The organism is Bacteroides sp. An269 (assembly GCF_002159755.1).
Classification (GTDB): domain Bacteria; phylum Bacteroidota; class Bacteroidia; order Bacteroidales; family Bacteroidaceae; genus Phocaeicola; species Phocaeicola intestinalis.
Window position 1 is genome coordinate 1 of the sequence record NZ_NFJG01000250.1, and the last position, 700, is coordinate 700.

The window sequence follows — 700 nt, forward strand, 5'->3', positions numbered from 1 at the left end:
ACTCCACGCCGAGCGGCAAGTATGTATGGAACAAGGCGCATGACATGGCAGAATCCCGCCGGTGTCATACGCCCGGCAACAGGGGGCTGGATGATGTGCTGCAATGGCGTATCATTGAGTTCATAAAAAACGAGCAGTGGTCTCCCCGGCAGATATCCGGACGTTTGAAGCTGGAGGGTATAAACGTCTCCCATGAAGCCATTTACGCCCTCATCCGCAAGGACGAAAGCGGGGAACTGGCTTCCCATTGCCGGCATAAGATGAAATACAAGCGCAAGGCCTCACACCGTCATGAGACTAAGGCCACGAACATCCGTAACCGTGTGAGCATACACGAGCGTCCGGCGGAAGCCGACGGCAAACGTTTCGGGGACTGGGAGATGGACCTCATCGTGGACAAGGACAGCAACGCCATCCTCACGCTGACGGAAAGGAGCACGAACTTCCTGTTGATGGAAAGGCTCAAGCACGGGAAGAAAGCGAAGCCTGTGGCAAGAACCGTGTGGAGGTTGCTGCTGCCATACAAGGGAGAGGCCTTGAAGTCCATCACCACGGACAACGGCAGTGAGTTCGCCGAGCATGAATGGATAACCAAGAAGCTCAACGTGCCCGTGTATTTTGCCGATTCCTATTGCGCATGGCAGAAAGGAGCCATAGAAAACGGCAACAAGCTGATACGGCAATATATCCCGAAAGGAAC

The 700-nt window shown here is 54.6% G+C and carries 1 protein-coding gene; it reads left to right on the plus strand.

Annotated elements, in window-relative coordinates:
• On the plus strand, positions 1–700 hold a 700-nt coding region (locus B5F71_RS19585), incomplete at both ends, for an IS30 family transposase (RefSeq protein WP_143269962.1).